This is a genomic window from Alteromonas sp. AWJ4_197, assembly GCF_056160285.1.
The window spans coordinates 1-514 of the sequence record NZ_JBSWWW010000048.1; the positions used below are offsets into that span (position 1 = coordinate 1).

The 514-nt window shown below is 73.3% G+C and carries 1 protein-coding gene; it reads left to right on the top strand.

Features of this window, described 5'->3' with window-relative positions:
- The coding region (locus ACXAGC_RS20480; protein WP_474846859.1) for a CPBP family intramembrane glutamic endopeptidase at positions 1 to 514 on the top strand (514 nt) is incomplete at both ends.

Consider the following 514-nt stretch of genomic DNA (forward strand, 5'->3'; position numbering starts at 1 on the left):
GTCCTGCTGGGCATGCCGGTGCTCACCCTGGCCCTGGCCGCGGCCACCGGGTCTCTGCGCAGTCCTCCGGCCGGCTGGGCGGCCGAGGCGGGGTGGTACCTGTTCGCCACCCTCGTTTACGGGGCGCTGGTGCTGAACCTGTGGGAGGAGACCGCCTGGGGCGGGTTCCTCCAGTCCCGGCTGACCGCCCGGCACGGACTGCTGATCGCCGCGCTGCTCACCGGCCTGCCCTTCGCCGCGATCCACCTGCCGCTGTACCTGGCCGAGGGCTGGAGCGCGGAGACCGCCGGAAACCTCGCGCTGCTCTTCCTGCTCGTTCCCGTCTACCGGTACCTGCTGGGCATGCACCTGCTGGACACGGGCGGCAGCGTGCTGGCCATCGGCATCCAGCACGCCTCCTGGAACGCCGCCGGAAGCCTCGGGGCGGTGGAGGGCGAGTGGCAGGTGCTGGTGGCGGTCGTCCTGCTCACGCTCCTGGTGGCGCTGGAGCGGCGCCTCAGGGGCCGGGGCACCC